Below are 26,594 nucleotides of genomic sequence, written 5' to 3' on the forward strand. Positions count from 1 at the left end.
ACCACCGATCAGGTAGAGCGGCAGAACCAGGGCCAGAGGACGCTGTTTCGCCCGTCTCTCCGAACCCGCTTGACCCGATCCCTGCCCGGCTTCAGTTTCGATCTGGTCTTCAGAACGCGTGATGACCGTGCCCTCTTTCGCCGAACTCGTACGAACCGCCCCGCTTCACGCCGACCCGGCCGCCATCGAGCGCGCCTGGGAGAAATGGCGGTCGCTGCCGTCTGCGGACGGCATCGCGGATGCCGACTCGCCGGACGGTCACGCCTTCCTCCGATCATTGCTGGAAGGGGTGTTCTCTGGAAGTCCCTATCTGACGAATCTGGTGATGCGCGAACACGATCTGGTGCGCGCGCTGACGGTCCGCGGCCCCGACGAACTTCTGGCCGAGATCATGGAGATGTGCCCGAAGGCGCCGCCGCCGGACGCGCCGGGCCGCAGTCCCGCCGCCGACCTGAGGCGCGCGAAACGGCGCGCCGCGCTGCTGATCGGCCTGGCCGATCTGGGCGGCGTGTGCGACCTGGACTGGGTGACGCGCAGCCTGTCCGACTTCGCCGCGCGCTGCCTCGATACGGCCTTCGGCCACCTTGTCGCGCAGTCGGCGGCCAAGGGGGAGATGACCGTCGCAGACCCGGAAGCGCCGATGGCCGGCAGCGGCATCGCCGTGCTTGCCATGGGCAAGATGGGCGCCTTCGAGGTCAACTACTCCAGCGACATCGACCTGATCGTGATCTACGACGCGGACAAGGTCCCCTATGAGGGCCGCCGGAGCCTGGGCGACCATGTCTCGCGGCTGACCCGCGCCATGATGCAGCTGATGCAGGAGCGGACCGGCGACGGCTACGTCTTCCGCACAGACCTGCGCCTGCGTCCCGATCCCAGCGTCTCGCCCCTCGCCGTCTCCACCGAGGGCGCTTTCACCTACTACGAGACACTCGCCCAGAACTGGGAACGGGCGGCCATGATCAAGGCGCGGGCGGCAGCCGGCGACATTGCCCTCGGCGAGGCGTTTCTCGACGAGATCCAGCCCTTCATCTGGCGACGTTCGCTCGACTTCGCGGCGATTGCCGACATCCAGTCGATCAAGCGCCAGATCCACGCCAGCAAGGGCCACGGTCGCATCGCGGTCGCGGGGCACGACATCAAGGTCGGACGGGGCGGCATCCGCGAGATCGAGTTCTTCGCCCAGACGCAGCAATTGATCGCCGGCGGCCGCGATCCGCGGCTGCGCGAACCGCGGACGCTGGACGCCATCGACGCTCTGGTCGAGACCGAGCGGGTCGAACCCGAGACCGGCGAGGAACTGAAGACGGCCTATGTCTTCCTGCGCCAGATCGAGCATCGGCTGCAGATGACCGACGATGTGCAGACCCAGAAACTGCCGACCGACGGTGCAGCGCTAGAACGGCTTGCTCATTTCAGCGGATTCGAGACGACCGATGCCTTCGCAGAGGCACTGACCGGCCACATGCAGAAGGTCGCCGCGCACTACGCCGACCTGTTCTCGGAGGAACCCAGCCTGGCGCTGGACCAGGGCAATCTCGTCTTCACCGGCACAGACGACGATCCCGGCACGGTCGAGACCCTGGCCGGGCTCGGTTTCGAATCGCCTTCCAGCGTCATCTCGACGGTGAAGAGCTGGCACTCCGGCCGGCACCGCGCCCTCCGCACCACCCGGGCGCGCCAGTTGCTGACCGATCTGGTTCCCGCGATCCTGACCGCGCTGTCGGAGACCGGAAACCCGAATGCCGCCCTGATCAACTTCGACCGCTTCCTCGGCCGGCTGCCGTCCGGCATCCAGTTCATGTCGCTGCTGAACGCCAATCAGGAACTGTTGAAGCTGCTGGCCCGCATCATGGGAACGGCCCCGGCCCTCGCCGATGCGCTGAGCCGCAATGTCAGCCTGCTGGACACCCTGCTGGAGCCCGGGGAGACGCCGGCGGACGACCCGGACGACATCAGGGAGCAGTGCGAACGGGAACTGTCGAAGGAAGAGGACTACGAAGGCTATCTCGACGCCGTCCGTCGGTTCGCGAATGACCGCCGCTTCGACGTCGGCATCGGCCTGCTGACTCGGGCGCTGGATTTCGACCGCGTCGGCGCGGCGCTCACAACCACCGCTGAGACATCGATCCGCGCGCTGCTGCCGCTGGTCCAGAACGAGGTTGCACGCCGGCACGGGATCGTCCCCGAAAGCGGCATGGCCGTCATTGCCATGGGCAAGCTTGGCGCGCGCGAACTGACCTTCGGTTCGGATCTGGACCTGATCTTCGTCTATGACGATGCCGTCGAGGCCAAAAGCTCGGACGGACCGTCGCCCTTGCAGACCGGTCCCTATTTCACCCGTCTGAGCCAGCGGTTCATTTCGGCGCTGACCTCGCTGACCGCGGAGGGGCAACTCTACGAGGTCGACATGCGGCTGCGCCCCTCGGGCAACAAGGGCGCTGTCGCCGTGCCGCTCTCCGCCTACGCCAACTACATGCAGAAGGACGCCTGGACCTGGGAAATCATGGCGGCGACCCGCGCGCGGGTGATCGCCGGCCCGGAGGGTCTCTGCCGGCGCGTCGAGGCGGCGATCGCTGACGCCGTCTGCATGAACCGGGACGAGGAGGAATTGCGCAAGGCAGTCCTGGACATGCGGGCGCGCATCGACCAGCAGCACCGGACGGGCGACATCTGGAAGCTGAAACATGTCCGCGGCGGTCTGGTCGATATCGAGTTCCTGATCCAGTTCCTGATCCTGTGCAACGCCTGCCACCAGCCCGAGATCGTCATGGGTCATGTCAGCCGCGCACTGGAGGCGCTGAAGGAAGCGTCGATCCTGGACGAGGCCGATGCGACACGATTGACGGACGCCTACCGGCACCTGAAGGGCGCACAGTCGCTGCTCCGGCTGTGCCACAGTCACCGCTTCGACGAGGAGGCCGCATCCGCCGATTTCCGGCGGCTGGCGGCAGAGACGCTGAACCATGACAGCTTCGAGGACGTAAGGCAGGCTGTCATCGATGCCGAGGCGGACGTGCTCGGCTGTTTCGAACAGCTGGTCGGCAGGACCGGCGACGCAGACGGAGGAAAGTGATCCGATGAGCCGCAAACCTGAAGAAGGCGACAAGGCGCCCGCGTTCGACATGCCGACCGACGGCGGCGGCAAGGTCTCGCTTGCCGGTCTCAAGGGGCAGAATGTGGTGCTCTACTTCTATCCGCGCGACGACACGCCGGGCTGCACCAAGGAAGCCATCGCCTTCACCGGTCTGGCGCAGGACTTCAAGGACGCCAATGCCGTGATCGTCGGCGTCTCCAAGGACACCGTCGCCAAGCACGACAAGTTCAAGGCCAAGCACGATCTGAACGTGATCCTCGGCTCGGACGAGGACGGCGCGGTCTGCGAGGCCTATGGCGTCTGGGTCGAGAAGAACATGTACGGCAAGAAGTCTATGGGGATCGAGCGTTCGACCTTCCTGATCGGCGCCGACGGCAAGATCCGGAAGGCCTGGCGCAAGGTGAAGGTCCCCGGCCACGCGGAGGAGGTGCTGGAGGCGCTCCGCGCCTGATGGCGGCGGATGGCGTCCAGACCCGTGCGCGCGATGTCCTGCTGACCGCGGATCCGGAAGCCAAGGCCGCGGCGGCCTGCGCACTGCGGCGTGACTGGCTCTCCGGATCGCTTGCGCCGGAGGCCGCGCCGCCGCAGATGCCCGACCGGCCCGGCCGGCCCGGCCTGAACTGCTGGCGCCGCGCGAGATGCCGAAACGCCGCAAGGCCGGCGCGCTGCAGAACCGGATCGCGCTGCTCCACGCCGTCGCGCATATCGAACTCAACGCCATCGATCTTGCCATCGACATCGCCGGCCGGTTCGGGACCGACGGCGGGGCGGGCTTCATCGATGACTGGCTGAAGGTCGCCGATGACGAGGCGCAGCACTTCATGCTGTTGCAGGCGCGGTTGAAGGACATGGGCGCGTCCTACGGCGACCTGCCGGCGCATGACGGCCTCTGGGAGGCCGCCGAGACGACCCGGAACGACGTCTGCGCACGGCTGGCCGTCGCCCACATGGTTCTGGAGGCGCGCGGACTGGATGTGACCCCGGCAATGATCGAACGGTTCCAGCGAAATGGCGACGGCGCGAGCGCCGCGGTCCTGAAGCGCATCTACACCGACGAGATCGGTCATGTCGAAACCGGATCGCGCTGGTTCAGCCATTTCGCGGCGCAGCGGAACAGGGAACGCGACGATTACTGGCGAGAGCTTGTCTCCACCCATTTCAGGGGAAAACTGAAGCGTCCGTTCAATCACGAGGCGCGAGAAATGGCAGAGATGCCACCAGCCTTGTATGAGCCCCTTGCGGACTGAATTCCATCCGCCTGATATCAATGCAAAAAGCAAATCCGCCCGGATTCATCGTTGAATTCGTGACCAGATTCAGGTTTTATCCCGCGCCAGTGTGAGGGGCGGGTCCGCGACAAGATCGAAGGACCGTTTTCCTGTGTTTTTGGGTGAACAATCGGGCAGAAGTCTCTGACTTTGCGTAGGATTCTATTGCATATGTTTCGAGAGCGGCAGCTTTTCATCCGCGCCGACGGGCGCGTGCGCTATCTCAGGCTGCCCCGTGCGGCGCAGATCTCGGCCGCCGTACTTGTTGTCGCAACCGCCGGCTGGGCGACCTACGCGACCCTCTCGATGCAGCAGCGCGGCGACGCCATCGCGTCGCTCGAGACCCAGGTCGCCGAGCTCGGCCGCGAGCGCACCCGGCTGAACGGCGAACTGGCCGCCACCCGCGCCTTCTATTCCAACGCCGCAGCGGAAATCTCGCGTCAGTACCGCGAACTGGAGGAACTGGCCTCCGTGCGCGGCGCGCTGGAGAGCCGGCTGATCGCAGCCCGCACGCGTCTGGCGGCCGTCGAGGCCGAGTACCGCAACGCCGACGACGAAGGCGCCGAACTGAAGCAACAGGTCGCCTGGCTGCGCGATCAGCTGTCGCAGCGCGACATCGCCAATGCCACATTGAGCCAGCGCCTCACCGAGACCGGATCGGCTCTTGCCGGCGCGACCGAAGGCCGGGAACGCGCCGAGGCCGAACGCCGCGAGCGGGAGCGCCAGCTGGCCTTCCTGGAAACCAGCCTCGAGAACACGGCAAGCCTGAACCAGCATGTGCGCGAGAAGCTGCACGAGCAGCATGACGAAATGGAGCGGTTGACCGAGTCCCGCGACATCGCCAACACCGAGATCCGCCGGCTGTCCTCGAAGATCGCGGCGCTGAACAGCGATCTCAACGAGGCCTACCGCTCGAACAGTTCGCTGCGCCGCCGGCTGGCCGCCACCTCCGACGCGCTGACTGAGACCCACGAGCACCAGGTGGTCGCGGAGCAGCGCGGCCAGCACCTCGCCCGGACCATTGACACGCTGGAGCAGCGGCTGAGCCGGGTCCGTTCCACCCAGCTTGAACTGCTGCGTTCGATCCGGGAGAAGGCGCAGAACAATATCGCCGCCCTTGAAGCGACGCTGCACCAGACCGGCATTCCGATCGACGAGTTGCTCAACACCACCATCCGCCGCACCTCGGGCCTGGGCGGACCGCTGGTCGCGCTCGACGACAACATCCAGAACGAGAACACGGACACCTTCGAAGGCATGGTCGGCAGCCTGGAGCTCGACCTGCTTCACTGGGAGTCCATGCAGACGCTGATGGCGCACCTGCCGCTGACGCGGCCGACCACCGTCGGCTACATCTCCAGCCACTTCGGACGCCGGCGCGATCCGATCAACGGCCGCAAGGCGATGCACAAGGGCGTCGACATCGCCGCGCCGTCCAACACGCCGGTCTTCGCCACCGCCAGCGGGGTCGTGACCTTTGCCGGTTCCATGGCCGCCTATGGTCGCATGGTGGAGATCGATCACGGTTTCGGCTTCGTCACCCGCTACGGCCATCTGCGCAAGATTCTGGTCAAGAAAGGTCAGAGGGTGAATTTCCACGAAGAAGTCGGCAAGATGGGGACCTCGGGCCGCAGTACGGGCAGTCATGTCCACTACGAGGTGCTGTTCGAGGGCAAGAACGTCGACCCCGCCAACTTCTTCGAGGCAGGCCGCTATGTTTTCAAAGTCCAAGACGCCAGAGGCTAAGCCGGTCCGGCCGAAAGCGCCGACGACGCCTTCGCTGATCAGCGAAGGCCTCTCGGTGACCGGCGATCTGCAGAGCGAAGGCGAGATCCAGATCGACGGGCAGATCTCCGGCGACATCGAATGCGCCAGCCTGATGGTCGGCGAGAGCGCCACCGTGAGGGGCGAGATCGTCGCCGACACCGTCACCATCCGCGGCGAGGTCCAGGGCCGCGTCCGCGGCAGCGAGGTCAACCTGGCCAAGACCGCCCGCGTGATCGGCGACGTCCTGCACCGCACGCTGTCGATGGAGGCCGGCGCGCATCTGGAAGGTCAGGTGAAGAAGGTCGAGGACCCACGGGCCCTGCCCTCGGCGCCCCTGCCCAAGCTGCTGCAGACCGGCGGGCCGACCCGGCTGGAGGCCCACGAGGGCGGCGCAGGATCGGACGGCGCCGCCAGCGCCTGACAACCGTCACCGGACAGACACCATGACCGAACTGAAGATCATCCGCACGCTGGACGAACTGCGCGCGGTCACCAATGGCTGGCGCCGGCAGGGCGAGACAGTCGGTCTCGTGCCGACCATGGGTGCGCTGCATGACGGGCATCTGTCGCTGGTCCGGAACTCGAAGGCGCAGAACGACCGCACCGTCGTCTCGATCTTCGTCAATCCGAAGCAGTTCAACCAGCAGTCGGACCTGGAAGCCTACCCGCGGGACGAAGCTGCCGATGCGGACAAGCTCAGGTCGGTCGATGTCGACGTGCTGTGGGCGCCGGACGCCGACGAGATGTATCCGGGCGGTTTCGCAACGTCGGTCGACGTCGGCGGGATCACCGACTGCCTGTGCGGTGCAACGCGACCTGGCCACTTCGCCGGCGTCGCGGTCGTGGTGACGAAGCTGCTGCTGCAAAGCCTGCCCGATCGCGCCTATTTCGGCATCAAGGACTTCCAGCAATTGCAGGTCGTGCGCCGGATGGTCCGCGATCTCGACATCCCCGTCGCCATCCGCGGCATCGACACGGTGCGCGAACGCGACGGCCTCGCGATGTCCTCGCGCAACTGGTACCTGACCGAGGCGGAGCGCGAGGTTGCGCCGACGCTCTTCCGCGTGCTGACCGACATCGCCGAGTCTGCCGGCACCGACGGCGACGTGGAACGCGCCATCAGCCGCGGCCGCTCGACGCTGGAGCGCAAGGGCTTCGGCCAGGTCGATTATCTGGAAGTCCGCGACGCCGAGACACTCGAACTGGTCCGCCGGCCGACGCGCCCCGCACGGGCCTTCGCAGCCGTCTTTCTGGGCAAGGCCCGACTGATCGACAATGTGCCGGTCGACCCGGCTGCATGACACCTGAACCGCTGAGGCTGGACGGCGAGTTCGGAACCGTCGCCGGGTTCCGGCTCGGCAATGGCAGCGGACGTCCGCTGGTCATGCTGCATGCGTCAGGTACCGGCCCCGCCACGCTGCTCGCCCTCGCACAGACTGCGGCAGAAGCCGGCCGTACTGTCTGGGTTCCGGGCTTCGACGGCTATGGCGGCACAGCGATCGCCGGTGGCGGCGAGTCGATCGCCAGACACTGCACCGTCCTCGAGGCCGTACTGGCGGCGCTCGGCGGCGAGGTGGAACTCTTCGGACACTCAATGGGCGGCCTCATTGCCCTGACGGTCGCCGCCCGCGGCGCGCTTCCGGTCCGCGGCATCACTGCCGTCGAACCGGTCGCCATCGGCGTCCTGAGGGAACACGCCGAGGACGCCGCGGCCCTGGCGCCCGACGCAGAAGCGGTGGCGAAAATCGCGCCGGCCATGGCGGAAGGACGTCACGAGGATGCGGTGCGCGACTTCATCTCGCTCTGGAACGGGCGGGCCTGGGACAAGATGCCGGAGAAGATGCGCACGGCCATCATCCGCATGGCGCCGCAGATCCATGCCGACACATCCTCGGTCAGCTTCGCAACGACCCCGGCCGCGCACTATTCGTCGATCCCCTGCCCTGTCCGTCTGGTCGCGACGGAGCGCGGGCCGGTGACCGCACACGCCGTCATCCGTCGGCTGCTCTCGGCCAACACGGCCTGGCGCGAGGAACGGATCGCCGGCGTCGGGCACATGGGGCCGATCGAGGCGCCGGCGGCGTTCGCCCATCTGGTTTCCTGACCGGTCCATCTTTAGGCTGGCGGCGCGCGCGACTCGCGCCAGCGGCACACATCATCCCGGACGGCATTCATGGCGAATTCAGACGAGCACCTGGTCTATCTGGTCGACGGATCGGGCTACATCTTCCGCGCCTACCACGCCCTCCCGCCGCTGACCCGCTCGGACGGGACGCCCGTGGGCGCCGTCTCCGGCTTCTGCAACATGCTCTACAAGCTGGTGGACGACCTGACCCATTCGGGCAAGGCGACCCATCTCGCGGTCATCTTCGACGCTTCGGGCAAGAGCTTCCGGAACGAGATCTATCCGGACTACAAGGCCAACCGGCCTCCGGCCCCTGAAGATCTGGTCCCGCAGTTCCCGCTGTTCCGCGATGCCGTGAGGGCGTTCAACCTGCCCTGCATCGAAATGGAGGGCTATGAAGCCGACGACCTGATCGCGACCTATGCGGAACACGCGCGCGAATCCGGGCACAAGGTGGTCATCGTCTCGTCCGACAAGGACCTGATGCAGTTGGTCGACGACAACATCACCATGCTGGACCCGATGAAGAACCGGAAGATCGGCATCGGCGAGGTGCACGAGAAGTTCTTCGTCTCGCCGGACAAGGTGGTGGATATCCAGTCGCTGGCCGGCGACTCGACCGATAACGTGCCCGGCGTGCCGGGGATCGGCGTGAAGACGGCCGCCCAGCTGATCGATGAATACGGCGATCTGGACACGCTGCTGGCGCGTGCCGAGGAGATCAAGCAGCCCAAGCGCCGCCAGAACCTGATCGAGTATGCGGAACAGGCCCGGATCAGCCGCGAACTGGTCCGGCTGAAGCGCGACGTCGAGGTCAGCGACGGCGTCTTGGACTTCACGATCGCAGAACCGGATCCCGAACGGCTGATCGGTTTTCTGGAAGAGATGGAGTTCAAGACGCTCACACAGCGCGTCCGCACGCGCTTCGGCGACGCAGAGGGCGGGCCGGCATCTGTCGCGGTCGCCGACGCACCGCCGGACGATGTCACCTACGAGTTGGTGACCGACATGAAGGCGCTGGAACGCTGGATCGAGGAGATACGGCGTGTCGGCCATGTCGCTGTCGACACCGAAACCACCTCGCTGGACGCGGTGGCCGCCGAGCTGGTAGGCATCTCGCTCTCCACCGCACCCGGCAAGGCCTGCTACATCCCACTGCGGCACAAGGGCGAAGCCCCGGACGGTGAGCTGGACTTTGGATCCGACGGCAGCAACGCGCCCGAACAGATCCCGGTCGAGGACGCCATCGCGGCGCTGAAGCCCGTGTTCACCGATCCGGGCATCCTGAAGATCGGGCAGAACATCAAGTACGACTGCACCATCCTGGAACGGGCCGGTACGCCTGTGCATCCGGTCGACGACACGATGCTGCTGTCCTTCGTGCTGGATGCGGGCAGCCACGGCCACGGCATGGACGAACTGGCGCAGCGCCACCTCGACTACTCGCCGATCCCCTACAAGGAGGTCGCCGGCACGGGGAAAGCGCAGGTCACCTTCGACCGCGTGCCGCTGGACAAGGCTCTCGACTACGCTGCCGAGGACGCCGACATCACCTACCGGCTCTGGCAACTGCTGAAGCCCCGGCTGGCGATGGAGAAGATGGCGACCGTCTACGAGACCATCGAGCGCCCCCTGGTCCCGGTGATCTCGGCCATGGAACAGGCGGGCGTGAAGGTCGACGCCGACATCCTGCGTGAAATGTCCAACGACTTCGCCACCCGCGCCGAGAAGCTGGAGACCGAGATCCACAAGCTTGCCGGCGAGGAGTTCAAGGTCGGCAGCCCCAAACAGCTGGGCGAAATCCTGTTCGACAAGCTGGGCCTGGAAGGCGGCAAGAAGGGCAAGACCGGCGCCTATGCGACCGGCGCGGACATCCTCGAGGATCTCGCCGCGCAGGGACACGAGCTGCCCCGGCGGGTGCTGGACTGGCGGCAGCTGACCAAGCTGAAGTCGACCTATACCGACGCGTTGCAGGAACAAATCGACGCAAAGACGGGCCGCGTCCACACCGCCTATCACATGGCTGGCGCCTCGACGGGCCGTCTGGCCTCGTCAGACCCGAACCTGCAGAACATCCCCATCCGCACCGAGGAAGGCCGCAAAATCCGCCGCGCCTTCGTCGCCGAGAAGGGCTGCAAGCTGATCTCGGCGGACTACAGCCAGATCGAGCTGCGCATTCTCGCCCATATCGCCGACATAGCGGCACTGAAGCAGGCCTTCGCCGACGGCGCCGACATCCACGCCATGACGGCCTCAGAAGTCTTCGGCGTGCCGCTGGACCAGATGGACGGGGAGACACGGCGCAAGGCCAAGGCGATCAATTTCGGCATCATATACGGCATCTCGGCTTTCGGGCTGGCGCGTCAGCTCGCCATCCCGCAGGGGGAGGCCCGGTCCTTCATCGACGCCTATTTCGAACGCTACCCGGGCGTCAGGGACTACATGGACGAGGCGAAGGCGCACGCCCGCGAGCATGGCTTCGTGACGACGCTCTACGGCCGCCGCATCCATGTCGCCGGCATCCGCGACAAGAACCCGGCCAAACGGAACTTCTCGGAACGCGCGGCGATCAACGCGCCCATCCAGGGATCGGCCGCCGACGTGATCAAGCGCGCCATGATCCGCATTCCCGGCGCCATGTCGGACGCCGGCCTGAAGACGAAGATGCTGCTGCAGGTGCACGACGAACTGATCTTCGAAGCCCCCGAGGACGAGGTCGAACGGGTCATCGAAACGGTGAAGTCGACGATGGAGGGCGCTGCATCACTGTCGGTGCCGCTGACGGTTGAGGCCGGTGTCGGCGACAGCTGGGCCGACGCCCACTAGGTCCCTGCGAGCGCCTCCGGTGCCGGCACGAGATCCTGCATGCTCGGATAGCTTCTGAGCCGTTCCAGCAACCGCCAGGCGTAGGTGTCACACAGCTCGCCGCTGCCGTTGACGGAGGCGCCCAGCGACGGCTCGAGGAAGAATCCGACCGAACGCCGCTCGCCGCCATGGTCGATCACCCGGTGCGGCGTGGCGGCAATGCGGCCGCCGGTCATCATTTCCAGCAGATCGCCGAGATGGACGGAGATACTGCCCGGATATTGCGGCACGTCGCGCCAGACGCCGTCCGGCCCTTCGGCCTGCAGACCCGGCTCCCGCTGCCAGAGCAGGGAGACCCCCGCGCCGTCGGTATGCCGCTGTGAGGCCAGCACCGGCTCATCGCCGGCCGCTGCCGGCGTCTCCCGGCCGGACGGGTAATTGAGCAGTCGCATGGTCGAGTTGTCGCCGTGAAACGCCGCGGCCAGTCCCGAGACATCCATGCCCAGCCCCCGGCCTGCCGAGAGCATCACCGCCACGGCGACCTCGCGCAGTTCCACATAGTGCACGCGCATCTCGCGCTGCCAGCCGCCATAGGGCTCTTCCGCCGGCCACGCGTTCATCTCGGTCAGGATCTCCACGCCCCGGACGCCGGGCGCCGGGCGCGGGCGGAACGGGCCGATATCGTACATTTCGCTGGTGGCGAAATCGGCATCGCCGATGAGATTGATGTAGCCGCGATAGGTGTTCCCGCGGTCCGAGCCAACACGGCGCGTGGCGACGCCCTGCTTCCGGGCCTCCGGCATGTCGAAGAACCGGAGCAGACGCCGGGCGCGGCCATCCAGCACCTTGCCGCCCGGGAACCCGGTGACGACGAAGCCGCCGGTCTGCTGCAGCGCGTCGGCTATCGTGCTGTCGACGGCGGCCGGATCGCCGTTGGCGGCGAACAGCGGAGCGATATCGATGACGGGAAGATCGGACATGGCACTCTCCTGCGAAGAAGGATCAGGTTCGGCCCTCAAAAACCTGCCAAGTGCCAGTTGGCCTCCGCTCTAGCTAGCGCCGCCGTCACGGCTTTCAAGCGTTTTCGCGATCAGACCGCGTAGGTCTGGATGAAACGCCCGGCCCTGTCGATAGCGTCCCGGCCCTCCGACAGCATCGGCGCGAACAGGTGCCAGACATGGATCATCCCGCCATTCTCCTCCAGCGTCGAGGTCACACCGTCCTCGATGGCCTTGCGGTGCAGACGCCGCGAGTTGTCCAGCAACGTCTCGCGCGTGCCGACCTGGATGAGAAGCGGCGGCAGGCCCTTCAGGTCGGCATGGATCGGCGAGGCCAGCGGGTCGCGGACATTCGCGCCGTTCAGGTAGAAGTCCGCCATCCGGCCGAGACCGGGCTGCTTCACCATCGGATCGATGTCGTGATTGCTCGTCATCGTCTCGCCGACGCCTTCCAGATCGACCCAGGGCGAGATCGGGACCGCGCAGGCTGGCAGGTCCACGCCCTTATCGCGGAGACTGATCAGCGTGGCCATCGTCAGACCGCCACCGGCCGAATCCCCGGAGATGGCAATGTTGGCAGGGCTGGAACCGTTCGCCAGCAGCCAGCGATATGCCTTCACCGCGTCCTCGATCGCCGCCGGGAACGGGCTTTCCGGACCGAGACGGTAGTCGATCACCAGCACGCGGGCATCGGCCGCTTTCGACATGTCGTAGGCCAGACGGCGGTGGGTGTTGGGTGAACCGATGACGTAGCCGCCGCCATGCAGATAGAGAACGACCCGGCTGGCGCTGACGCCCGGTGCGGCGACCCACTCGGAGGCGATACCGTCCACATCGACGGCTTCGACGCTGGCGTCGTCAGGCAGCGGCAGGAACTGCGCCAGCTTCTCGAAGCGCTCCCGCATCTCCGACGGCGGCGGGTTCTCCGGCTGCGGCCGGCTGGTCAGCAATTCGACGATGGCGTCCAGTTCCTGAACGGTCATGACTTCCTCCCCGTTTGTCGGCCCGAATACTGGCCCAGCCGTGTCCGGCGCTCAATGCCCGCCCGGCGCAGATCAGCCCTCTTCGAAGAAGGCCATCAGGTCGTCATAGGCCTCCGGGTTCTGGATGAAGAACATGTGGCCGCCGTCATACATCGCCAGACGCCCGTCCGGCAGTCGCTCCGCCATCTTCCGCATCGTCTCTTCGGTCGCGATCTGGTCGAAGCGGCCGGCCCGCGCATTGCACCGGAATGCCGATGTCCGCCAGCGCATCCCAGCAGTCATGGCCACGCCGCGCCTCGACCTGCATCCGCGCGCCGTATTCGTAGTTCGGTTCACCGTAGAACTCGGACTTGTCGGCGCGTTTCCGCAGCACATCCGCCTTGTCCGGATGATCGTCGAACCAGGCATCGGTCACGCGGTTGTCCGACAGTTTCGTCATGGTGCGGAAGCGCGTCTCCTGATCGAGGTCGGCCGGCAATTCGTGCAGCGGATAGGACGCCCCGCCTGCGCCGCCGGGCGAGGTGCACCAGAGCGCTGCGCGGCTGATCTTGCCCGGATTCCGCGCCAGAAGGTTCTGCAGCACCATGCCGCCGAAGGAGATGCCGACGGCCGGACAGGGCCCGATGCCGAGCGCGTCGATCACCGCCGCCGCATCGTCGGCATAGTTCGCCATCGTATAGCCGTCCTGCGGCTTCGACGTCTGGCCCAGGCCCCGCTGGTCATAGGTCGTTACCCGATAGCGTTTGGTCAGCGGACTGTCGGTCGGGTTCGGATGCCGGCGCAGATCGCTGCCCGTGCCCGAGATGACCAGCACGTCGGGCCCCTCGCCCGCCTGCTCGTAGTACAGCTTGTCCAGGTCGCGGATCTGGATGAATGGCATGTGCGGTTCCTCCCCCTTCCAGTCTAGGCGCGGTCGAGGCCCATCTGCCAGAAGGCAGCTTCCAGACGGGTCGCCTGCCCGAATGTACGCGACAGGCGTTCGAAGCGCGCCTCGGTCAGGCGGCTCTCGGCCAGGACATCCAGATGGGCGAGCGCACCGTCCATGACCTCGCGATACTCGTCGCCCGCATACATCTCGATCCAGGAGAGGTAGGGATTGCCTTCGCGCTTCGTGGCCGGATCGGCTGCGAGCCGTGCGCCGATCTCGCCATAGCCGATGACGCAGGGCGCCAACGCCACATGCAGGTCCAGCACGTCGCCCGCCAGCCCGGCTTCCAGCACGTAGCGGGTATAGGCCATGGTCTCGTCGGCCTCGGGCGCCGCCTCCATCTCCGCAGGAGAGATGCCGAAGCCGGCGCAGTAGTCGACATGCAGCTTCATCTCGACGTCCAGAATGCCGTGTACCACCTCGGAAGCCGCGCGCATGTCGGCCAGATTGTCGGCCTTGTAGACCGCCAGCGCCCAGGCCCGGGCGAAGTGGATCAGGAAGAGATAGTCCTGGACCAGATAGTGACGGAAAGCGGCCTCGGGCAGCGATCCGTCCGCCATCCCGGCAACGAAGGGGTGGTCGATATAGGCCTGCCAGTCGTCGCGGCAGGCGTCGCGGAGCCGATCGAAGAGCCTCATCCGATCAGCAGGTTCCGGGTCGCCCGGGGCAACTTCAGTTCGATGCCGTCAAGGTCCTGGGTGAGTTCGATCTGGCAGCCCAGCCGCGAGGTTTCCTGCAGGTCGAAGGCGAGATCCAGCATGTCCTCTTCCTCCTCCTTCGCTTCAGGCAGCCTGTCGTACCACGGGTCGGCGACGATCACGTGGCAGGTCGAGCAGGCCATCGAGCCTTCGCAGGCCCCTTCGATATCGATGTCGTTCTCGTGGGCCACGTCGAGAACCGACTGCCCGGGCTTCGCTTCCACGGTGGTGCGTTCACCCTTGGAATTGATGAAATGTACCTTGATCACGCCCGCGCCTTTCCGATCGCGCGGGCCAGCGCGTCAACCGCGATCACCATGTCCTCTTCCGTGTTCGTGCGTCCTATGCCGATGCGTATGGAGGAGCGGATTTCCTTTTCCGTCAAGCCGATGGCACGAAGGACATGAGACAGCTCGGAGGATTCCGACGAACAGGCCGAGCCTGTGGAGACCGCAATTTCCGGCGCATTCCGGATCACGTCGTCGGCGTCAGCGCCCTCGATACGGAAGTTCAGATTGCCCGGCAGCCGCATGATCTCCGAACCGTTCAGCGTCAGCCCCTCGACGCGGTCGCGCAGCGCCCGCCACAACCCGTTGCGCAGCGCCGAGATCGACTTCCGCTCCTCGGCCATGGTCCGGCGCGCCTTGGCGGCCGCGGCGCCCATGCCGACAGCGAGCGGCGTCGGAACGGTGCCCGACCGGAAGTTCTCCTGCTGACCGCCGCCATGCATCAGTGGCGGCAGTTCACGGCGCGCGCGGGCGGACAGGATCAACGCCCCGATGCCCTTCGGTCCATAGAATTTGTGAGCCGACAGGCTGAGCATGTCGACGCCAAGCCGGTCGAGATCGACGGGCATGCGGCCGGCGGCCTGGGCCGCATCGCAGTGCAGCCACGCGCCCGCGGCTTGCGCCATCCGGCCGATGGCGGCGACGGGTTCGATGGTGCCGATCTCGTTGTTGGCCAACATCACCGAGACAAGCCCGACATCGCCCTTGTCCAGTTCCGCCTGGACCCGTTCGGGGTCGACGCCGCCACCCTGATCGACCGAAAGCCAGGTCACCGGACATCCGGCGGCCTTCGCGCTCTCGATGACACAGGGATGCTCGATCTCGGTTGCGAGGATGCGGTTCTGTTCGGGCGGCAGCACGGCGGCTGCGCCCTTGATGGCCCAGTTGTTGGCCTCGGTGGCGCCGCTGGTGAAGATCACGCCGGGCTCGGTCGCGTTGACCAGATGGGCGATCTCCGTCCGGGCGATATCGACCGCGGCTTCCGCCGACCAGCCGTGCTCGTGATGCCGCGAATGCGGGTTGCCCTGCCGCTCGGTGAACCAGGGCAGCATCTCCTGCAACACCTCCGGATCGACGGGCGTGGTGGCGTGGTTGTCGAGATAGATCGCGCCCGGCGTCATGCCGCCCGCTTCCGCGCCCAGAGGTCCCGCCAGACGGCCACCAGGGCGTCGATGTCGGCGTCGTTCGTCATCCATCCGGTCGAGATCCGTATCGCCTCGCCTGCGGCGGCTTCCGTCTCGCCCATGGCGCGAAGCACATGGGACGGCGTCACCTTGCCCGAACTGCAGGCCGACCCGGCGCTGACAGCGATGCCGCCGAGATCGAGGGCCATGACCTGGGTCTCCGCCGTCACGCCCGGCATGCGCACACAGGTCGTGTTCGGCGCCCGCAGGGCATCCCTGCCGTGGATGACCGCTTCGGGACAACTCTCCAGCAATGCAGTCTCCATCCGGTCGCGCAACCCGGTCAGCCGCTCCTGCTCGGCGGCGCCGTGGACCGCAACCGCCGCGGCCGCCGCGCCGAAGCCGGCAATGCCGGTCAGGTTCTCGGTACCGGCGCGCCGGCGTTGCTCCTGCCCGCCCCCCTTCAGCAGCGGCTCGGGATCAAGACCGGGCCGGACCAGAAGCGCGCCGCAGCCCGCCGGCCCTCCCAGCTTGTGCGCCGAGAGACTGACGAGGTCGGCCAGTTCGGTGACCGCCGCGAGATCGATCTTCCCCGGCGCCTGCACCGCGTCGGCGTGCAGCAGCGCGTCCGCCGCGCGGCAGAGAGCGGCAAGTCCCTCCAACGGCTGGACGACACCGGTCTCGTTGTTCACCGAAGGGACCGAGACAAGGGCGCCAGACGTACCCGACAGCGTCATCTCCAGCGCCTTGAGGTCGATGAGGCCGCTGGAATCGACCGGCACAGCCTGGCCGTTCGCGGCAGGCCGCAGAACGGAATCGTGCGAGGTGGCGGCGAACAGCAGGGGCCCGGCGGCGAGTGACAGCGCCCAGTTGTTGGCCTCCGTGCCGCCGGCGGTGAAATGGACGCTGTTCGGAGGCGTGGCGGCAAGTCTGGCGATGTCGCGCCGGGCTGCGTCGATCAGCGCGCGGGCCCGACGGCCTTCCGCATGAACGCTGGAGGCGTTGCCGGTGATCTCCAGCGCCTCGCGCATGGCGTCCTTCGCTTCGGGACGAAGCGGTGCCGTTGCATTGCAGTCGAGATAATGCCGGTCGGGCGTCATGGCCCCCGGTGTATCAATCCTCGCCGCCGGAAACGACCCTGACTTTGGGCTCGTCGCGGTCGTCGAGCTTCTTCTCGAGTTCCTCGATGCGCGCCTGCATCGTCTCCATCTGCTCCATCATCTCAGACATGCGGAGTTGCACGGGGTTGGAAACGCCGTTGGTCGGCATGCCGTAAGCGGCAAACGAGGCATGCCGGACGTCCTCGTCCTTCTCGACCAGACGCGGCTTCGACTTGCCAACGACCTCGGCCGGGATGCCGACGACGGTGGCGCCGGGCGGCACTTCCTTGACGACGACCGCGTTCGCGCCCACCCGAGCGCCGGCGCGGACCGTGATCGGCCCGAGCACCTGCGCGCCGGATCCGACGATCACGTCGTCTTCCAGCGTCGGATGGCGCTTCTGGCCGACCTGCGAGGCTGAGTCCACGGATGGCGCGACACCGCCCAGGGTGACGTCGTGATAGAGCGTGACATTGTCGCCGATCTCGGCGGTCTCGCCGATCACCACACCCATGCCGTGGTCGATGAAGAAGCGCCGTCCGATGGTGGCGCCGGGATGAATCTCGATACCGGTCATGAAGCGGCCGATCTGGGAGACATAGCGTCCCAGCAGGAAGAAGCGGCGACGCCACAGGGCATTCGCGATGCGGTAGAACAGGACCGCATGGAAGCTCGGATAGCAGAGCACGATCTCCAGCGTCGACTTCGCCGCCGGGTCGCGTTCCTTGATGGCCGCGATGTCATCACGGAGGACATCAAACATGCCGCATCTCCTTTCGAGCCAATGGCTCCCACCGCGACCATATATATTTCACATGGAAAACGCGTCAATAAATGCACGCCCTACAAATACTGGCGCGAGAAGCAATATAACTATATGTAAGCGCCCGGACCGGCGGACCGGCCCCTCCCCGAAATCTCAGGAGCCACTCGCGAGACCATGCCCGAAGTCATTTTCAACGGACCCGATGGACGCCTCGAAGGCCGCTACCACCACATCGAGGACGAGAACGCCCCGATCGCGCTGATCCTGCATCCGCACCCGCAGTTCGGCGGCAACATGAACCACAAGCTGGTCTACAACCTGTTCCAGATGTTCAAGGCGCGCGGCTTCGCCGTGCTGCGGTTCAACTTCCGCGGCGTGGGCCGCAGCCAGGGCGAGTTCGATCAGGGCATTGGCGAACTGTCGGACGCCGCCTCGGCGCTGGACTGGATGCAGCAGATCAAGCCGGACGCGCAGGCCTGCTGGATCGCCGGCTATTCCTTCGGTGCCTGGATCGGCATGCAGTTGCTGATGCGCCGTCCCGAGGTCGAGGGCTTCATATCGGTTTCCCCGCCGGCGAGCATGTTCGACTTCTCCTTCCTGGCGCCCTGCCCATCATCGGGCCTGATCGTCCACGGCACCGACGATGACGTCGTACCGGAGGCAGACGTCCAGAAACTGGTCGACAAGCTGAAGTCCCAGAAGGGCATCGTCATCGACTACGAGAAGATCGACGGCGCCTCGCATTTCTACGAGACCGGCCTGACCGACGTGGACCAGATATCCGGTCAGTATGTCGACCGCCGCCGTGCGGAGAGCATGGCGGGCTGAACCGTCCGCCCGCCCGGCATCGGCGCGGGAACACCGGTCGTCTCGGGCAGGCTGAGGGGCAGCCCTCTCTCCGAACGCACGGCCAGCCAGGCAAAACACTGGGCCTCGAGCGCATCGCCGTTCCAGCCGGCGGCCTCCGCCGGCTCGACGGGCGCCTCGAGGCGCGCCGCCAGCCTTTCCATCAAGTAGGCGTTCTTGCGGCCGCCACCCGTGACAACCCAGCCAACCGGTTGCTCCGGGAAATGCTCACGCGACGCCGCCACGGTCTCCACGACGAACTCGAGCAGCGTCGCAAGCTGATTCTCCAGCGAGTCCGCCTCGCTCGGGCGCACATCAAAATCATTTCGATCCAATGATTTGGGTGGGACTCTTGATAGATAACTTGCGCGAAGTGCGGATTCGACGACGGACATGTCAGGCTGCCCAATGCGGGCCAGCTGACCATCCTTGTCGAAGCTGCGTCCTGTTCGGCTCAGCATGAGGTCGTCCAGTTGTGCGTTGGCCGGACCGGTATCGAAGGCCAGGATCGCGTCGCCCTCACCGATCCATGTCACGTTGCCGACACCACCCAGATTGAGCACGCAGAACGGCCGTTCGATGCCGGCCGAAAGCGCCCGGTGATATAGCGGCGCAAAGGGCGCGCCCTGCCCGCCCGCAGCGACATCCGCAGTTCTGAAATCGGCCACAACCGGCAGCCCGAAATGGTCGGCGATGCGCTGCGCGTCGCCGATCTGGACCGTCAGCCGTTTCTCGGGATCATGAAAGGTCGTCTGGCCGTGAAACCCGACGAGATCCACGCTGCGGGCCGCATCCGGGTGCATCTGAAGGAACGAGGCGATGGCGCGGATATGGGCAGCCGTTACAGCTTCGACCGCTTCTGCCGACGGATCGGGCCGCCTCAGCGATGCCCGCACCGCCTGACGTTCCGAGGGCTGGTAGACGAACTCACCCGACGGGCCGGGTTCGATCAGGCTTTCCCCGTCGGTCCGGAGCACGGCGACATCGATCGCGTCCATCGAGGTGCCGCTCATCAGGCCGATCACCGTCCTTGCTGCGTCCGTCAAACCTTGCCCTTTCGGATCGATGTGGTAGATGCGCGGGCCTGATCCTCACCGATTTTCGAAGCCCGCGCCATGACCGATGCCCGTTCCGATTTCCTTTCGACGCTCTACAGCCGCGGTTTCGTGCACCAGTGCACGGACACCGCCGCTCTCGACGACAAGCTGACCAAGGGCGCCGTCACAGCCTATATCGGCTTCGACTGCACGGCCGACAGCCTTCATGTCGGCAGCCTTCTGCCGATCATGATCCTGCGCTGGCTGCAGAAGACCGGCCACAAGCCCATCGTGCTCATGGGCGGCGGCACCACCAAGATCGGCGATCCGTCCGGCAAGGACAGCGCCCGGCAGTTGCTGACCGACGAGATCATCGCCGCCAACATGGCGGGCATCCGCAGGGTCTTCGAGAAGTTCCTGACCTTCGGCGACGGTCCGACCGACGCCGTCATGGTCAACAATGCCGACTGGCTGGACGAGATCGCCTACATCCCGTTCCTGCGCGAATACGGACGTCATTTCTCGGTCAACCGGATGCTCAACTTCGATTCCGTGAAGCTGCGCCTCGACCGGGAACAGAACCTGTCCTTCCTGGAGTTCAACTACATGATCCTCCAGGCCTACGACTTCGTGGAGCTGGCGCGGCGGATGGACTGCACGCTGCAGATGGGCGGGTCGGACCAGTGGGGCAACATCGTCAATGGCGTCGAACTGGGCCGCCGCGTCGACGGCCTGGAACTGTTCGGCCTCACATCGCCGCTGCTGACGACGGCCAGCGGCCAGAAAATGGGCAAGACCCATGACGGCGCCGTCTGGCTGAACGCGGACCGGCTGAGCCCCTACGACTACTGGCAGTTCTGGCGCAACACCGCAGATGCCGATGTCGGGCGCTTCCTGAAACTGTTCACCGAACTGCCGCTGGACGAGATCGCGCGCCTCGAGGCGCTGGAAGGCCAGGACATCAACGACGCCAAGAAGGCGCTGGCCGACGCTGCCACCACACTGGCCCATGGCGCCGGCGCGGCGCATGAAGCGGCCGAGACCTCCCGGCGCGCCTTCGAGGAGGGCGATGCGGCCGAGGGTCTGCCGACCGTCGATATCCCGGCGGGCGAACTGTCGGCCGGCATCGGCATTCTGGACGCCTTCGTCCGCGCCGGCCTGGCCAAATCGAACTCCGAGGCCCGCAAGCTGATCCAGAACGGCGGCGCCCGGCTGAACGACGAGAAGCTGAGCGATCCCAAGGCAACGCTCACGGCGGCCGACCTGACCAATGACGGCGCAGCCAAGCTGTCCTCGGGCAAGAAGAAGCACGTCCTGCTCCGCGGCGCCTAGATCGAAACCCAAGTCTGATCGAACCCCGATCAGACTTGGGTTTCGCAACTCGCGCAGGCCATTGCCAGTCTTGGAACAACATTTGATGTTTCAATCAAATGCTGTTCCGCTCTAGAACAGTTCGAACGGCCCGAAGATGAAGAAGTTGTGGGCCCAGTGCGCCACCACCAGGGGCCAGAGACGGTTGAGCCGGATGTAGACCCACATGTAGAGCGCACCGATCAGCGCCGCGGTCACGACCTGGCCCGCGCCGCCGCCCCAGTGCATGAAGCCGAAGATCACGGCGGAGACGCCGACGGTCCAGGCGGTGGTGCAGCCGATGGCTTCCAGCCAATGCCGCGCCAGACGGCGGAACACCAGTTCCTCGGAAATCGCCACCAGTAGCAGGCCGAAGGTCAGATCGACCCAGAGATAGAAGGGCTGGCGGATCTCGGGAAAGCTGAACAGCGGCTCGACGCCCGCCACGCCGTCGATGGCCTTCGCCAGCGCTTCGGCCGCCGGATGGATCAGCGGCAGCAGAACGACGGCGAGCAGGGCGAATATGTAATGCGGTTTTGGACCGTCGGGCGGCTGCAGGGGCGGCCAACGGCCCTGTCGTCCGGTATCCAGCAGCACCAGAAGCACCAGGCGGCTGATGTAGTCGGCAACATAGACGCGGTAGCTGCCGTCCAAGGCGATGAACAGAAGATCGTTCAGAAAGAACGGGAGCGTGAACAGCAGAAAAATCAGGCCGCTCATGCCGGATCGCGCCGCCATCACCGATCCCTTCTCTTGCGCCCTTGATCACAATCAGCCGTGAGATCCGAATCGGCAAGGAAAGAAGGGCGCGAACCCTTTCGCCATCACAGTTGCGGTGGCGGCCAGGCCTCCGAATAGCGCTCCATCAGCGGCCGCCAGTCTGCCGGCACGCCGTTCGCGCGGATCTTTCCCGGCCCGTCATGGCGGATGAACACGCCGATCAGCTTGCCGGTAAAGCAGACGTCGCCGGCCTCGTCGCGCGAGACGAAATGCAGGTGAAAGGACGACTGCCCCACCTCGCCCAGATGCAGCGCGATGTCGATCGGCCGGCCCGCCTCGACCGGCTTCTGGAAATCCATCGATGCGTGGACCATCGGCGTCCCGGTCCCGTCTCGGTTCTGCATTTCCCGCCAGTGCACGCCGGTCAGGTCGACGAAGAAATCTTCCGCAGTCTCGACCATGTAGTCGAGATAGGCGCCGGTGTAGATGATCCCGGCCGGATCGGAGTCGCCCCAACGCACAAGGCGACGGACGGTGAAGGGCTCGCGGCCGATCACATGCGGCGTTCTCGGGTCAGTTCTGCTATCGATCACGGGCGGCGTACCTCCGGTTTCGGCCGCGACGATCCTAGCCCGCCCCAACGCCAGGAGCGAGATCATGCCCGACACGATATCCAGCGGCACGCGCCTGCCCCTTCAGCGGCTCTACATCGGCGGCGGCTACCGCGACGCCACCTCTGGCGAGACCTTCCAGACCGTCGACCCGGCCACCAATCAACCGATCTGCGACATCCAGGTGGCCAGCGCGGCGGATGTGGATGCCGCCGTGGCGGCTGCAGCAGACGCGTTTGCGGTCTGGTCACAAGGGCCCGCACGGGAGCGGGCGAAGGTGCTGCTCCGTGCGGCGGCGATACTCAGGGAACGGAATGACGACCTCGCCCGGCTGGAGACGCTGGACACCGGCAAGCCGATCGCCGAGACGACCGAAGTCGACGTCATCACCGGCGCCGAGGTCATCGAGTATTATGCCGGCCTCGCCCCGGCCATTCATGGCGAGCACCACGACATGCCGCCCGACGCCTTCGCCATGGTCCGGCGCGAACCACTGGGCGTCTGCGCCGGCATCGGAGCCTGGAACTATCCGATCCAGATCGCAATGTGGAAATCCGCGCCCGCGCTGGCCTGCGGCAACACCATGGTGTTCAAGCCGGCCGAACTGACGCCGCTGACGGCCCTGAAGCTGGCGGAGATCTACACCGAGGCCGGGCTGCCGCCGGGCGCCTTCAACGTGGTGCAGGGCGACGGACGGACCGGGCAGATACTGGTGAAGCATCCGGGCATTGCCAAGGTCAGCCTGACCGGCGAGGTCGGCACCGGAAAGCGCGTCATGGCGGACGCCGCGGAGAGCCTGAAACACGTCACCGTCGAACTGGGCGGCAAGTCGCCGCTGATCGTCTTCGCCGACGCCGATTTCGACAGCGCGATCAACGCGGCCATGTCGGCCAATTTCTACTCCGCCGGCGAGGTCTGCTCCAATGGCACACGCGTCTTCGTGGAGCGTCCCGTCTACCAGCGCTTCGTGAAGGAACTGCAGATCCGCGTCCCGAAGATCCGGACCGGCGATCCCTTCGATCCCGAAACCCGCATCGGCGCGCTGATCAGCGCCGGACATCTGGAGAAAGTGCTGGGCTACATCGACAAGGCCCGCGCATCGAACGCGCTGCATGTCATCGGCGGCGAACGGCCCGCCGATCCGGCGCTGGCGAAGGGCAATTTCGTCACCCCGGCCGTCTTCGCCGACTGCACCGACGACATGGTCTTCGTGCGCGAGGAGATCTTCGGACCAGTGATGGCCGTGCTGCCTTTCGAACAGGAAGACGAAGTGGTGAACCGCGCCAACGCGACGCCCTTCGGTCTGGCCGGCGCCGTCTTCACCACGGATTTCGCCAGAGCCCACCGGATCGCCAATGCTCTGCAGGCAGGGACCGTCTGGATCAACGACTACAACATCACCCCGCCCGAAGTGCCCTTCGGTGGGTACAAGCAGTCAGGTCTGGGCAGGGAGAACGGGCTGGATACGCTGCGCCACTACACGCAGCCGAAGACGATCTACGCCAATCTGGGACGGGTCGAACCCTATTTCTGATCGCTGAGGGTCCGGCGGACGGCGTCGGCCCAGCCGCGGTACTTCCGGTCGCGTTCGGCGGTCGCCATCGAAGGCTCGAAGCGCCGTTCCAGCGCCCAGCGTTCGCCGAACCCGTCGGCGTCGGGATAGAGTCCTGCCTTCATGCCTGCGAGCCAGGCCGCGCCCAGCGCCGTCGTCTCCAGAATGGTCGGCCGGTCCACCGGCGCATTCAGCAGGTCGGCCAGCCGCTGCATGGTCCAGTCGCTGGCAACCATGCCGCCATCGACGCGCAGCACCGTCTCCTGCGCTGCGCCCCAGTCGCGCCGCATCGCCTCGAGCAGATCGCGGGTCTGGTAGCAGACGCTTTCCAGCGCCGCCCTGGCAAACTCGGCCCGGCCCGAACCGCGCGTCAGGCCGGTGATGACGCCCCGCGCCTCCGCATCCCACCAGGGCGCCCCGAGGCCGGTGAAGGCCGGAACGAGGTAGACGTCCTGCTCAGGATCGGCGCTGTCGGCCAGAGGCCCTGACTCGGCAGCGTTCTCGATGATGCCGAGTTCGTCGCGCAACCACTGTACCGCGGCGCCGGCGATGAAGATCGAGCCTTCCAGCGCATAGGCGGGCTTGCCATCGAGGCGGTAGGCGATGGTGGTGAGCAGCCGGTTCTTCGACAGCACGGGCCTGTCGCCGGTGTTCAGCAGCGCGAAGCATCCCGTGCCGTAGGTCGATTTCATCATGCCCGGCCGGAAGCAGGCCTGACCGACGGTCGCAGCCTGCTGATCGCCGGCGATACCGAGAACAGGGATTGCCGCGCCGAGGATGTCGGGGTCCGTGACGCCGAATTCGGCGGCGCTGTCCATGACCACCGGCAGCATCGACTTCGGCACCCGAAGCAGATCGGCGAGGCTGCCCCGCCAACGCTGCTCGGTGATGTCGTAGAGCAACGTGCGGCTGGCATTGGTAGCGTCGGTTGCGTGCACCCTGCCGCCGGTCAGCCGCCACAACAGGAAGCTGTCGACCGTGCCGAATGCCAGATCGCCGCGTTCCGCCCGCTCGCGGGCGCCCTCCACATTATCGAGGATCCAGCCTACCTTAGTCCCGGAAAAGTAGGGATCCAGCAGCAGACCCGTCTTGCGGCGGACAGTCTCCTCATGACCCGCCGCTTTCAGATGCTGGCAGAGTTCCGCCGTGCGCCGGTCCTGCCAGACGATGGCGTTGTGCACCGCCTTGCCCGTCTTGCGGTCCCAGACGACCGTCGTCTCGCGCTGATTGGTGATGCCGATGCCGGCGATATCCGAGACCTCGATCCCTGCCTTCGCGATCGCCGCCCTGCATGTGGCGACCGTGGTCCGCCACAGATCCTCGGGATCGTGTTCGACCCATCCGGAACGCGGAAAATGCTGCGGGAACTCCTCCTGCGCCGTCGCGGCGATGCCCAGATCGCCGTCGAACAGGATCGCGCGGCTGGATGTCGTTCCCTGATCGATCGCCAGAACGTAGCCGCTCATGGCCCCCCTCCCCTTCAGTCTAGAGCTCGAATGTGCGCACCGTCAGGTCCGCCTCGACCTCCTTCAGCCGTGCGGTCAGTGCCGCATGATCCAGCAATCCGGTCTGTGTATCGACGTGCCTGACGACCGCGGCCGCATTGACCGCCGCCGAGCGCATCGCCGCTTCCGGCTCGACGCCGTTGGCTAGTTCGCTCGCAACCGTGGCGTAGAAGGCGTCGCCGGCGCCCGCGGTGCCCACAACCTCGACCGGCGCGACCGGGCAGTGATAGAGCGTGTCGCCGGTCGCCAGAAACGCGCCGTGGGTCCCGTCGGTCAGCACGATCCAGCGCGGTCCGCAGTCGAGCAGCGAGCGGAAGAAGTGCCGGGTCGACATGTAATAGCCGCCGCCCTCGAAGCCTCGCGCCAGGCGGGCGTGCAGCGATCCCGAATCCTCCTGAAAGGCGCGGCCGCCTTCGCCGAAGCGGTCCACCAGCGCCGGTGTCAGGGCGTCACCCTCGGCACGGTTCACCGAGAGCAGGTCGATATCGCCGAGACTGCGCTGGAAAGCGCCGCCGCGGGCGGAAAGCTGGCGGATGCCCGGATTGGCGGCGACGACGGCGCCGGCGGCGTTGGCCAGCCGCACGATATCGGGGAAGCACTCCGCCGACTCGTTGGACAGGCTGGAGACGAGGCAGAGGTCTGTCTCGAAGGCGGAGGGGTTCAGCGCGTCTGACCGGAAGCCGGTATTGGCGCCACGGAATGCGAAGATGCCGGCGTTGCGCTCGTGCGAGGCGATGATCAGGGAGGCGCCGGTCTTCTGTACAGGATCACGGACCGCCCAGCGGGTGGAGATGCGTTCGGCCTCCAGCCGGGTCAGGATGATGTCGGCCCGCGGGTCCTGGCCCAGACGAACCATCGCCGACACATCATGCCCCAGCCGCGCCAGCGCCACGGCGGCGTTGACTGCGCCGCCGCCGCAATGTGTGGAAACGTCGAGCGCCTCGGTCTTGCGCCCTTCCTCCAGCAGCAGGAACGAGGTCTCGGCATTGCGCATCGAGATCCGTTCGATCTGGTCGCTGTCGACGAT

General features: G+C 66.2%; 24 protein-coding genes. 11 read left to right on the plus strand and 13 right to left on the minus strand.

Going from position 1 to position 26,594, the window contains the following annotated elements; all coding sequences use genetic code 11:
* Nucleotides 1-121: 121 nt before the first annotated feature.
* The 8 genes from ACMVY4_RS17255 to polA all read left to right on the plus strand — a co-directional run bounded on the left by ACMVY4_RS17255 (nucleotide 122) and on the right by polA (nucleotide 11,083).
* Complete coding sequence (locus ACMVY4_RS17255; protein ID WP_416897218.1) at nucleotides 122-3,076, plus strand: bifunctional [glutamine synthetase] adenylyltransferase/[glutamine synthetase]-adenylyl-L-tyrosine phosphorylase; 2,955 nt, start codon at nucleotides 122-124, stop codon at nucleotides 3,074-3,076.
* A 4-nt stretch (nucleotides 3,077-3,080) separates the two neighbouring features.
* Nucleotides 3,081-3,548, plus strand: coding sequence for a peroxiredoxin (locus tag ACMVY4_RS17260; RefSeq protein WP_416897219.1), 468 nt, complete (start codon nucleotides 3,081-3,083; stop codon nucleotides 3,546-3,548).
* Nucleotides 3,549-3,735: 187 nt separating this feature from the next.
* The gene (locus ACMVY4_RS17265; protein WP_416897220.1) at nucleotides 3,736-4,344 is read left to right on the plus strand and encodes a ferritin-like domain-containing protein; all 609 of its coding nucleotides are present in this window, start codon (nucleotides 3,736-3,738) and stop codon (nucleotides 4,342-4,344) included.
* Nucleotides 4,345-4,536: 192 nt separating this feature from the next.
* Complete coding sequence (locus ACMVY4_RS17270) at nucleotides 4,537-6,111, plus strand: peptidoglycan DD-metalloendopeptidase family protein (RefSeq protein ID WP_416897221.1); 1,575 nt, start codon at nucleotides 4,537-4,539, stop codon at nucleotides 6,109-6,111.
* Nucleotides 6,080-6,553, plus strand: a complete 474-nt coding sequence (locus tag ACMVY4_RS17275) for a bactofilin family protein (protein ID WP_416897222.1) — start codon at nucleotides 6,080-6,082, stop codon at nucleotides 6,551-6,553. Before ACMVY4_RS17270 ends, ACMVY4_RS17275 begins: the two co-directional genes overlap by 32 nt.
* Nucleotides 6,554-6,575: 22 nt before the next feature.
* Entirely contained in the window at nucleotides 6,576-7,433 is an 858-nt protein-coding gene (gene panC / locus ACMVY4_RS17280) for a pantoate--beta-alanine ligase (RefSeq protein ID WP_416897223.1), read from the plus strand.
* A complete protein-coding gene (locus ACMVY4_RS17285) occupies nucleotides 7,430-8,236 on the plus strand; it encodes an alpha/beta fold hydrolase (protein WP_416897224.1) in 807 nt (268 codons plus the stop codon). Before panC ends, ACMVY4_RS17285 begins: the two co-directional genes overlap by 4 nt.
* Before the next feature lie 69 nt (nucleotides 8,237-8,305).
* Nucleotides 8,306-11,083 (plus strand): DNA polymerase I, encoded by a 2,778-nt coding sequence (gene polA / locus ACMVY4_RS17290; RefSeq protein ID WP_416897225.1) that lies wholly within the window; start codon nucleotides 8,306-8,308, stop codon nucleotides 11,081-11,083.
* Here the strand turns inward: polA and ACMVY4_RS17295 are convergent.
* The 8 genes from ACMVY4_RS17295 to epsC form a co-directional block, all read right to left on the minus strand.
* Nucleotides 11,080-12,042, minus strand: a complete 963-nt coding sequence (locus ACMVY4_RS17295; RefSeq protein ID WP_416897226.1) for a 2OG-Fe(II) oxygenase family protein — start codon at nucleotides 12,040-12,042, stop codon at nucleotides 11,080-11,082. The two genes, polA and ACMVY4_RS17295, sit on opposite strands and share 4 nt — an antisense overlap.
* Before the next feature lie 110 nt (nucleotides 12,043-12,152).
* Nucleotides 12,153-13,043 (minus strand): alpha/beta hydrolase, encoded by an 891-nt coding sequence (locus ACMVY4_RS17300; RefSeq protein WP_416897227.1) that lies wholly within the window; start codon nucleotides 13,041-13,043, stop codon nucleotides 12,153-12,155.
* Between the two features lie 145 nt (nucleotides 13,044-13,188).
* Nucleotides 13,189-13,923 (minus strand): alpha/beta fold hydrolase, encoded by a 735-nt coding sequence (locus tag ACMVY4_RS17305; RefSeq protein WP_416897228.1) that lies wholly within the window; start codon nucleotides 13,921-13,923, stop codon nucleotides 13,189-13,191.
* A gap of 23 nt (nucleotides 13,924-13,946) precedes the next feature.
* Nucleotides 13,947-14,609, minus strand: a complete 663-nt coding sequence (tenA, locus tag ACMVY4_RS17310) for a thiaminase II (protein ID WP_416897229.1) — start codon at nucleotides 14,607-14,609, stop codon at nucleotides 13,947-13,949.
* Nucleotides 14,606-14,938: a ferredoxin family 2Fe-2S iron-sulfur cluster binding protein gene (locus tag ACMVY4_RS17315; protein WP_416897230.1), complete on the minus strand. Its 333-nt coding sequence runs from the start codon at nucleotides 14,936-14,938 to the stop codon at nucleotides 14,606-14,608. Before ACMVY4_RS17315 ends, tenA begins: the two co-directional genes overlap by 4 nt.
* A complete protein-coding gene (locus ACMVY4_RS17320) occupies nucleotides 14,935-16,152 on the minus strand; it encodes a cysteine desulfurase family protein (RefSeq protein ID WP_416897231.1) in 1,218 nt (405 codons plus the stop codon). Before ACMVY4_RS17320 ends, ACMVY4_RS17315 begins: the two co-directional genes overlap by 4 nt.
* A complete protein-coding gene (locus ACMVY4_RS17325; RefSeq protein ID WP_416897232.1) occupies nucleotides 16,074-17,180 on the minus strand; it encodes a cysteine desulfurase family protein in 1,107 nt (368 codons plus the stop codon). The genes ACMVY4_RS17320 and ACMVY4_RS17325 overlap by 79 nt, the downstream gene beginning before the upstream one ends.
* Before the next feature lie 13 nt (nucleotides 17,181-17,193).
* Nucleotides 17,194-17,943, minus strand: a complete 750-nt coding sequence (gene epsC / locus ACMVY4_RS17330; protein ID WP_416897233.1) for a serine O-acetyltransferase EpsC — start codon at nucleotides 17,941-17,943, stop codon at nucleotides 17,194-17,196.
* A 177-nt stretch (nucleotides 17,944-18,120) separates the two neighbouring features.
* Between epsC and ACMVY4_RS17335 the strand changes: the two genes are divergently transcribed.
* A complete protein-coding gene (locus tag ACMVY4_RS17335; RefSeq protein ID WP_416897234.1) occupies nucleotides 18,121-18,774 on the plus strand; it encodes an alpha/beta hydrolase in 654 nt (217 codons plus the stop codon).
* On the opposite strand, the gene ACMVY4_RS17340 is transcribed toward ACMVY4_RS17335, so the two are convergent.
* The gene (locus tag ACMVY4_RS17340) at nucleotides 18,732-19,817 is read right to left on the minus strand and encodes an anhydro-N-acetylmuramic acid kinase (protein WP_416897235.1); all 1,086 of its coding nucleotides are present in this window, start codon (nucleotides 19,815-19,817) and stop codon (nucleotides 18,732-18,734) included. The genes ACMVY4_RS17335 and ACMVY4_RS17340 overlap by 43 nt on opposite strands.
* Before the next feature lie 90 nt (nucleotides 19,818-19,907).
* Here ACMVY4_RS17340 and tyrS point away from each other — a divergent pair, with 90 nt between their 5' ends.
* Nucleotides 19,908-21,161, plus strand: a complete 1,254-nt coding sequence (gene tyrS, locus ACMVY4_RS17345; RefSeq protein ID WP_416897236.1) for a tyrosine--tRNA ligase — start codon at nucleotides 19,908-19,910, stop codon at nucleotides 21,159-21,161.
* Nucleotides 21,162-21,272: 111 nt separating this feature from the next.
* Here tyrS and ACMVY4_RS17350 read toward each other — a convergent pair whose 3' ends face one another.
* Together ACMVY4_RS17350 and ACMVY4_RS17355 are read right to left on the minus strand one after the other, a co-directional pair.
* Nucleotides 21,273-21,899 (minus strand): CPBP family intramembrane glutamic endopeptidase, encoded by a 627-nt coding sequence (locus ACMVY4_RS17350; protein WP_416897237.1) that lies wholly within the window; start codon nucleotides 21,897-21,899, stop codon nucleotides 21,273-21,275.
* A 104-nt stretch (nucleotides 21,900-22,003) separates the two neighbouring features.
* Nucleotides 22,004-22,492 (minus strand): acyl-CoA thioesterase, encoded by a 489-nt coding sequence (locus tag ACMVY4_RS17355; RefSeq protein WP_416897238.1) that lies wholly within the window; start codon nucleotides 22,490-22,492, stop codon nucleotides 22,004-22,006.
* 64 nt (nucleotides 22,493-22,556) lie between these two features.
* On the opposite strand from ACMVY4_RS17355, the gene betB reads away from it, so the two are divergent.
* Entirely contained in the window at nucleotides 22,557-24,044 is a 1,488-nt protein-coding gene (gene betB / locus ACMVY4_RS17360; RefSeq protein WP_416897239.1) for a betaine-aldehyde dehydrogenase, read from the plus strand.
* On the opposite strand, the gene glpK is transcribed toward betB, so the two are convergent.
* Nucleotides 24,035-25,528 (minus strand): glycerol kinase GlpK, encoded by a 1,494-nt coding sequence (gene glpK, locus ACMVY4_RS17365; RefSeq protein WP_416897240.1) that lies wholly within the window; start codon nucleotides 25,526-25,528, stop codon nucleotides 24,035-24,037. The two genes, betB and glpK, sit on opposite strands and share 10 nt — an antisense overlap.
* 19 nt (nucleotides 25,529-25,547) lie before the next feature.
* Nucleotides 25,548-26,561, minus strand: a complete 1,014-nt coding sequence (locus tag ACMVY4_RS17370; protein WP_416897241.1) for a carbohydrate kinase family protein — start codon at nucleotides 26,559-26,561, stop codon at nucleotides 25,548-25,550.
* Between the last annotated feature and the right edge of the window lie 33 nt (nucleotides 26,562-26,594).

Source organism: Minwuia sp., assembly GCF_048007105.1.
Taxonomy (GTDB): domain Bacteria; phylum Pseudomonadota; class Alphaproteobacteria; order Minwuiales; family Minwuiaceae; genus Minwuia.